This window comes from Mesorhizobium sp. M4A.F.Ca.ET.090.04.2.1, assembly GCF_003999085.1.
Lineage (GTDB): Bacteria > Pseudomonadota > Alphaproteobacteria > Rhizobiales > Rhizobiaceae > Mesorhizobium.
Map to the genome: position 1 here is coordinate 1 of NZ_RZOT01000369.1, position 6,104 is coordinate 6,104.

Here is a 6,104-nt window from a genome sequence, read left to right on the forward strand (position 1 = left end):
CCCGCCCGCCATATCGGCGGGCTCGCCTCGGCACTCGCCGCCAAGGCCGAAAGGGCGCCGGCTGAGATCACCGAGGGCATGCGCATGGGCGCGATGCTGCCGATGGATGGCGGCAGCCTGCTCGGCAAGCGGCCGAATGCCGTGCAGCCTGATCCGGCCACACTGCCGGCGGAGCATCTCCTGCATCTCATCCTGCAGGACTGTTCGAGCTGCCACTCGAAGTTCCGGCAGAAGGTGGAGTGAGCGTGGCCTTCCGTAGCGGCGTTTGCCAAAAATTAACTTGTTGAGCTGACGCTAATATGATGACCAAGAACCTCAACAACGCCACCCCCGACTCTCCGATCCAGGAGGTCAGGCCTTCGCTGGTCGGCAAGGTGGCGCCGGCGCTGTTTCCGCTGGTCGTCGCGGCGCTCGGCTATCTCATCGGCCGGCAGTTCTTTGGATTCTGAGGCGCCGAGCCGCGGGATCAGATCGCAGGCGAAGAACCGTTGCCCTTCGCCGGCATTCGATCTCTCCTTCCCATGCCTGCCCCCTGCCCTAGCTTCTCCTGGAAGGAGGACTGCATGGCGATCTATGGCCTTAGAGTGGTGAGCTTCATCTTCGCGGCGCTGGCCTTCGTGCCGGCGGGGGCGCATTTCTTTTCGATGTACAGCAAACTGAAGCTCGACGGCACCAGCTATCTCGCCGCGCAGCGCGCCTATGACGGCTGGAGCCTGTTCGGTATCGTCGTGCTGGGCGCCTTGCTGTCGAGCGCGGCACTGGCGGTCGTGCTCTATCGCTCAGGCGGTGCCTTCGGCCTTGTGGCGCTCGCCTTCATCGCCATCGGCGCCACGCAATTCGTGTTCTGGAGCTTCACCTTTCCGGTAAACCGGGCGACCCGCAATTGGTCCATGCTGCCCGACAATTGGGAAATGCTCAGGCGGCAATGGGAATATTCGCATGCGGCCGCGGCCTGCCTCAACGCGCTGGCGCTGCTGTTGCTGTTCCTCTCGGCACTGCGCCTCGACGCGCGGACAGCGTGAGGGCTTCGGCTGGGGAATGATTGTAAAACGTTGCTGGGAACCGGAGGCCGTACACGTTGGTCCTAGGCCCTAGGTCGCTATTGCCCAAGTATTAGCATGAGCGCATGTTCAAGCAGCCGGCGAGGTCGCAGAAGCCGGTCAGGCCCGGCGGCCAACCCATACATCACCCCCCCTCGGCGGCCGGGCCACCTAACTTCCCGAAAGTGATGAGGTACGATCCCGGTCGCCGGAGAGTTGCGGCGGCGGAGGGATTGGCGACGCAAACCTTCCGGCGCCGGGGCCAGCCGGGGGCGCGAAAAATCGATGCGGAGGCAACAAATGCCTCAGCGCTCCGTCGAAGCAAAAGCTTTTGGCTCAGGGAGCCTTAGAAATGGTGGTGGCGGCGAGCGCCCCAAGCTTGCCCGCCTTGAGCAGTACCGGCCTGGCGTAGGTCTTCTTCACGGAATCCCTCCTTCAGCAGCTGCCAAACTTTCCTCTGCTTCGCCGCTCCTGTCAACGCACCGAGGTTGAGCGGCCTGGGACGGACCTCTGTTCACGCCTGTGATAGCCCCAGCCGACTCAACGAACGCCTGGCACTGGCGCTTTGGTGGAAAATGCGGGATCAATCGACTGCCAGGGAAACGTTGCCGATGTGCAATCTCTACAACATCACCACCAGCCAGGAGGCGATCCGCCAGTGGACGCGCGCCCTGCGCGACGTCATCGGCAACCTCGAACCCTCGGTCGACATCTACCCGAACCAGTTCGCCCCGGTGGTGCGGAACGCCGCCGACGGCACGCGCGAACTCGCCACTCTGCGCTGGGGCATGCCGACACCGCCGGAGCGCATGCGCGGCAATGCCGATTCCGGCACCACCAACATCCGCAACCCGCAATACGCCCACTGGATGCCTTACCTTGGCATCGAGAACCGATGCGTGGTGCCGGTGACGAGTTTCGCCGAGCCCTCGCCCCAGCCTGGCGACAAGGACCCCGAGACCGGCGTGCAGAAGAACTTCTGGTTCGCGCGCGGCGAAGATCGACCGCTGTTCTTCTTCGCCGGCCTGTGGACGCCCTGGCAGGGCGTGCGCAAGGTCAAGGAAGGGCCGGGCGACCACCAGCTCTACGGCTTCCTGACCACCAGGCCCAATGCGCTGATCGCGCCGATCCACGAGAAGGCGATGCCGGTGATCCTGACCACCCAGGAAGAGACCGAGACGTGGCTGACCGCGCCATGGCCGGAGGCGCGGAAGCTGCAGCGGCCAGCGCCTGACGACGCGCTGGTGATCGTGGAGAAGCCGGCGACGCAGATCAAGTTTCCCGCCGAGCCGCCGGCGCAGGGGTCTTTGTTTTAGAAACCAAAGCCGGCAAATGGCCGACCCCTTTATTGCTCATCCCGCCACACGACCCGCCGCACCGTCCTTATTTCGGCAAGCCTTCTCACCCGAATGCCTTGCCTCTCCCCCGCCGTCGGGCTCTGCGTCTCGGCGTGCATGAATTCGTTCTTGCCGCAGCGCTCGCAGCGCATCTTGCTGCCCACGAGGTCAGGTTCGATGTCGCCGAAAATCTTCAGCAGATCGTCGGGCTGATACCAACGCTTGACGTTGCAGAGTCCGCAGCGGACGAGCACGAGTTGCCCGATCTCGTGGGCATTGCTGAGCCGCCGCCCGCCGCCGCGCTTTCGTCTTCTGTCAGTATCAGGCATGACTAATAATAGGAACGCATTCCTCGTTTGGTCAATTCGCCCTTGACATTTTTGTTCCCTTTTTGTTCACTGCGCACATAACGTATGAGGAGCAGCCGGGATGGACCAGATCGTGACACTGGACGGCCGCCAGGAGGCCGCGCTTCAGGCTGTGGCCGACAAGTTCATCGCGCTCCACAAGGGCGACCCCATGAAGGCGCTGAAGGAGATGATCGTGCTCAACGGGCACCTTCAGGAACAGCTCGATGCGCTGCAGGTTTCAAGGAGGCGGCAATGAGCATCCTGCATCTCGACGCCGAAGCGCAGGCTGAATTGCAGGCCGAGGCCGAGAAGCTGATCGCCCGCTACGCGAGCCCGCTGGAGACGGTGAAGGCGCTGATGGCCTACAATTGCGAGTTGGAAACACAAATCCTCGCGCTCGCTCACCGCCACCCGGAGCTGGTGTCGCTGAGCTATGACGATACGCCGGCGATAATCGGCTGAAGCCATGTCCGCGACGGCGCGGTTGTCCACGCCGTCGCCGAGGGATGCTTGTCTCACGCCGCCCGCAGACCTTCCTTAGGGCGCAGGTTCTGGTTCATGCGGAACAGGTTTTGCGGGTCGTAGCGCTGCTTGATCTCCAGCAACCGGCGATAGTTGCCGCCATAGGCCGCTTCGATCCGGTCGGTCTCGTCCTCCGGCATGAAGTTCACATAGGCCGTGCCGACGGCGTAAGGCCGTGTCGCCTCGTAGATACCGCGAGCCCAATCGATGCAGGCCTTGTCCATTGCCGGCTCGCGCCAGCGGGCATGGACGTTCATGACGAAATGCGAGCTGCGCTGCGGAAACGCGGTGGCATCCGCTTCGACGCGGCCCGCCACCCCGCCGACATGGCCGAAGAATATCTCGCATTCGGGACCCGGAAGCCTCGCAATCGCCGCCGTGGTGACCTCGACCGCGCCGTCGGAAAGCTCGGTGAAGTCATGGCTCTTCCAGTAGTTGCGGGCGCCGGGCGTAAGCAGCGGGTCGAAGGCCTGCTGCCAGCCGGTGAACGGATTGACACCGACGACGTCGGCGATCGGCGAGCCGATGGCGCGCAGCTTCCGGGTCGCCTTTTCGCCGGTCTCGATGTCGCCGCAATAGCACATGGCCAGCACCAGCACCTCCTTGCCGTGCCATTCGGCCGGCAGGAAGGGCAGCGGCGGCGCTTGCCGCATGACCACCCAGCAGGTCAGTTCGTCGGGTGCATCTTCCAGCGCCTGCTTATATTCCCGCAGCACTTTCCCGGCATCGGCGAAGGGATGGACGACAAGCCCCGACAGCACTTGCGGCCCGAACTCATGGAGCTGAAACTCGAACGCCGTGACGACGCCGAAATTGCCGCCGCCGCCGCGCAGCGCCCAGAACAGGTCGGGATTTTCGTTCTGGCTGGCGCGCAGCAATTTTCCGTCGGCGGTGACCACGTCAGCGGAAACGAGATTGTCGATGGTCAGCCCGAATTTGCGGGTGATCCAGCCGAAGCCGCCGCCCAACGTCAGGCCGGCAATGCCGGTGGTCGAATTGATGCCGACTGGCATCGCAAGCCCGAAGGCCTGCGTCTCCCTGTCGACATCGGCAAGCGTGGCGCCGGGCCCGACCCAGGCTCGCCGTGCCGCGACATCGACCCGCACCGACTTCATCAGCGACAGATCGAGCATCAGGCCGCCGTCGCAGACGGCGCTGCCGGCAATGTTGTGGCCGCCGCCACGCACGGAGACGAGGAGCTTGTTTTCCCGCGCGAAATTCACGGCGGTAACGACATCGGATGCACCAACGCAGCATACGATCAGCGCGGGCCGCCGGTCGATCATGCTGTTCCAGATGCTGCGCATGTCGTCGTAGGCCGCGTCGCCTTCCCGCAGCGCGGTGCCGCGTATCCGAGCCGAAAGGGCATCAAGGGCCGCGGCGTCGAGCGTCGTCTTGCCGCCCTCAAGGGTGGTGAAGCTCATGGCATTCATGCTTTCCTCCCGTTTTTGTGGTGAGCCCCCCTTCCTGCCTTTTAGTGTGCGCTTATGTTAGCTGTGACGCAAGCAATGGCGGGCAGCGCGGCCCGCCATTGCGAACTGAATTTCTCAGCGGACGATCCGCTGCACGGCGCGGTAGTTGAGTGCTCGCGTTTACCGGCGATCTCCCGCCTTGCCTGCAATCTTAATGGGCAGGAATAACAGAACTTCAATCAACGCAAATTATACATCGCGGGGGATGTGGACCATGGAGGGGAACGCCGCATGAAACGCCTGATGTTTGCCTGCTCGATATCGTCTGGGCTGCTTTTGTCAGCGAACCGGGCGTTTGCGTTCAATTTCGGCTTCGTCAGGGTGCCGGACTGGATGGATCCTTATATCGGCGTGCTCGTTGCCGTCACCTTCTTCTTCTGGCTCGGACTGGCGGCGACAAAGCCGAGCGGCGTGCCGTTCAAGCAGGTGCGGTATGTCAAGGTTTCGCCGATAGCGAATTTCTTCTACCTCGGCATGGCCTTCTTCTTCACCATCATGATGGTCATGCTGTTCGCCGGCATGGGCCTGAGGCGATACGCTGAGTGGACCGGCGCAGCGTAGAGCGGGAGCGAAACGGGACAGATCGACGCTCTTCCGCGCCCCCTCTGTCCTGCCGGACATGTGCCCCACAAGGGACCCACAAGGGGGAGATTGGCAGCTTCGCCGCCGTTGCCCCTCACGCCTTCTCGCGCTTCAGCGCCTGCGCCATGCAGTGGATGCCGCCGCCGGTCTTGGAGATCTCACTCATATCGACGGCCGCGACCTCGAAGCCGCGCGCCCGCAGCTTTTCGATCAGCGTCTGGCTCGATGTCGGCGCGATCACCCTGTCCATGCCGAGCGACATGAAGTTGCAGCCGAGCGCCATCGTGTCCTGGAAGGGCACGTCGATGATCTCGTGGCCCTTGCCCTTCAGCCAGTCGACGATGCCGGGCTCGGTGCAGGCGAGGCAGACCGCGGTAAGCTTTTCGGCGATCGGCACAACCATCAGGTCGATATGGACATAGTATTCGTCGATGAAGGCGATGCGCGTCTCCCAGCCTTCCTTGTCGAACCAGGCCTGCACCTGGCGGGCGCCCTCCTCCTGGGTGCGAGCGCCGCCGCAGCCGATCAACACCACGCCGTCCTCGATGACGTTGAAGTCGCCGCCTTCGAAGGTGCCGGCGGTCACCATATCGTAGATAGGGATGCCGAGCTTTTCATAGGTGCGGATGGCGGCGTAGTTCTCGCCGCGCCGCCACCAGTTGGCCATGGCGGTGATGAAGGCGCCGTAGGGCGTCATGACGCTGGAATCGCGCGAATAGACCTGCATCGGCAGTTCCGGGGTCGGCTCGTGCCAGTGGATGTTGACGCCGAAATGCTCGTATGCCGCGACAAGGTCCTTGT

At 63.4% G+C, this 6,104-nt stretch carries 9 protein-coding genes and 1 pseudogene; 7 read left to right on the plus strand and 3 right to left on the minus strand.

Annotated elements, in window-relative coordinates; all coding sequences use genetic code 11:
- The 4 genes and pseudogenes from EN781_RS22910 to EN781_RS22920 all read left to right on the plus strand — a co-directional run.
- Positions 1–243 (plus strand): annotated as a pseudogene (locus EN781_RS22910) (cytochrome c); the annotation flags it as partial.
- Positions 244–302: 59 nt separating this feature from the next.
- Positions 303–449, plus strand: coding sequence for a hypothetical protein (locus tag EN781_RS34450; protein WP_189347754.1), 147 nt, complete (start codon positions 303–305; stop codon positions 447–449).
- 114 nt (positions 450–563) lie between these two features.
- Positions 564–1,022, plus strand: a complete 459-nt coding sequence (locus EN781_RS22915) for a hypothetical protein (protein ID WP_126055466.1) — start codon at positions 564–566, stop codon at positions 1,020–1,022.
- Between the two features lie 629 nt (positions 1,023–1,651).
- Complete coding sequence (locus tag EN781_RS22920; protein ID WP_126055467.1) at positions 1,652–2,356, plus strand: SOS response-associated peptidase; 705 nt, start codon at positions 1,652–1,654, stop codon at positions 2,354–2,356.
- A 29-nt stretch (positions 2,357–2,385) separates the two neighbouring features.
- On the opposite strand, the gene EN781_RS22925 is transcribed toward EN781_RS22920, so the two are convergent.
- The gene (locus tag EN781_RS22925; protein WP_126055468.1) at positions 2,386–2,706 is read right to left on the minus strand and encodes a hypothetical protein; all 321 of its coding nucleotides are present in this window, start codon (positions 2,704–2,706) and stop codon (positions 2,386–2,388) included.
- 100 nt (positions 2,707–2,806) lie between these two features.
- On the opposite strand from EN781_RS22925, the gene EN781_RS22930 reads away from it, so the two are divergent.
- Together EN781_RS22930 and EN781_RS22935 are read left to right on the plus strand one after the other, a co-directional pair.
- The gene (locus tag EN781_RS22930) at positions 2,807–2,983 is read left to right on the plus strand and encodes a hypothetical protein (RefSeq protein WP_126055469.1); all 177 of its coding nucleotides are present in this window, start codon (positions 2,807–2,809) and stop codon (positions 2,981–2,983) included.
- A complete protein-coding gene (locus tag EN781_RS22935) occupies positions 2,980–3,189 on the plus strand; it encodes a hypothetical protein (protein ID WP_126055470.1) in 210 nt (69 codons plus the stop codon). The genes EN781_RS22930 and EN781_RS22935 overlap by 4 nt, the downstream gene beginning before the upstream one ends.
- A 53-nt stretch (positions 3,190–3,242) precedes the next feature.
- Here the strand turns inward: EN781_RS22935 and EN781_RS22940 are convergent, their stop codons facing one another.
- The gene (locus EN781_RS22940; RefSeq protein WP_126055471.1) at positions 3,243–4,682 is read right to left on the minus strand and encodes an FAD-binding oxidoreductase; all 1,440 of its coding nucleotides are present in this window, start codon (positions 4,680–4,682) and stop codon (positions 3,243–3,245) included.
- A 270-nt stretch (positions 4,683–4,952) separates the two neighbouring features.
- On the opposite strand from EN781_RS22940, the gene EN781_RS22945 reads away from it, so the two are divergent.
- The gene (locus EN781_RS22945; protein ID WP_126055472.1) at positions 4,953–5,282 is read left to right on the plus strand and encodes a hypothetical protein; all 330 of its coding nucleotides are present in this window, start codon (positions 4,953–4,955) and stop codon (positions 5,280–5,282) included.
- A gap of 115 nt (positions 5,283–5,397) precedes the next feature.
- Here EN781_RS22945 and EN781_RS22950 read toward each other — a convergent pair.
- Positions 5,398–6,104 (minus strand): dimethylarginine dimethylaminohydrolase family protein (locus tag EN781_RS22950; protein ID WP_127400358.1); only part of this gene is annotated, 707 nt, incomplete at its 5' end.

Excerpts from the sequence above, each read along its gene's own strand:
- EN781_RS22915 (WP_126055466.1), top strand. The coding sequence starts at position 564 with ATGGCGATCTATGGCCTTAGAGTGGTGAGCTTCATCTTCGCGGCGCTG.
- EN781_RS22945 (WP_126055472.1), top strand. The coding sequence starts at position 4,953 with ATGAAACGCCTGATGTTTGCCTGCTCGATATCGTCTGGGCTGCTTTTG.
- EN781_RS22920 (WP_126055467.1), top strand. The coding sequence starts at position 1,652 with ATGTGCAATCTCTACAACATCACCACCAGCCAGGAGGCGATCCGCCAG.
- EN781_RS22925 (WP_126055468.1), bottom strand. The coding sequence starts at position 2,706 with ATGCCTGATACTGACAGAAGACGAAAGCGCGGCGGCGGGCGGCGGCTC.
- EN781_RS22935 (WP_126055470.1), top strand. The coding sequence starts at position 2,980 with ATGAGCATCCTGCATCTCGACGCCGAAGCGCAGGCTGAATTGCAGGCC.
- EN781_RS34450 (WP_189347754.1), top strand. The coding sequence starts at position 303 with ATGACCAAGAACCTCAACAACGCCACCCCCGACTCTCCGATCCAGGAG.
- EN781_RS22930 (WP_126055469.1), top strand. The coding sequence starts at position 2,807 with ATGGACCAGATCGTGACACTGGACGGCCGCCAGGAGGCCGCGCTTCAG.
- EN781_RS22940 (WP_126055471.1), bottom strand. The coding sequence starts at position 4,682 with ATGAATGCCATGAGCTTCACCACCCTTGAGGGCGGCAAGACGACGCTC.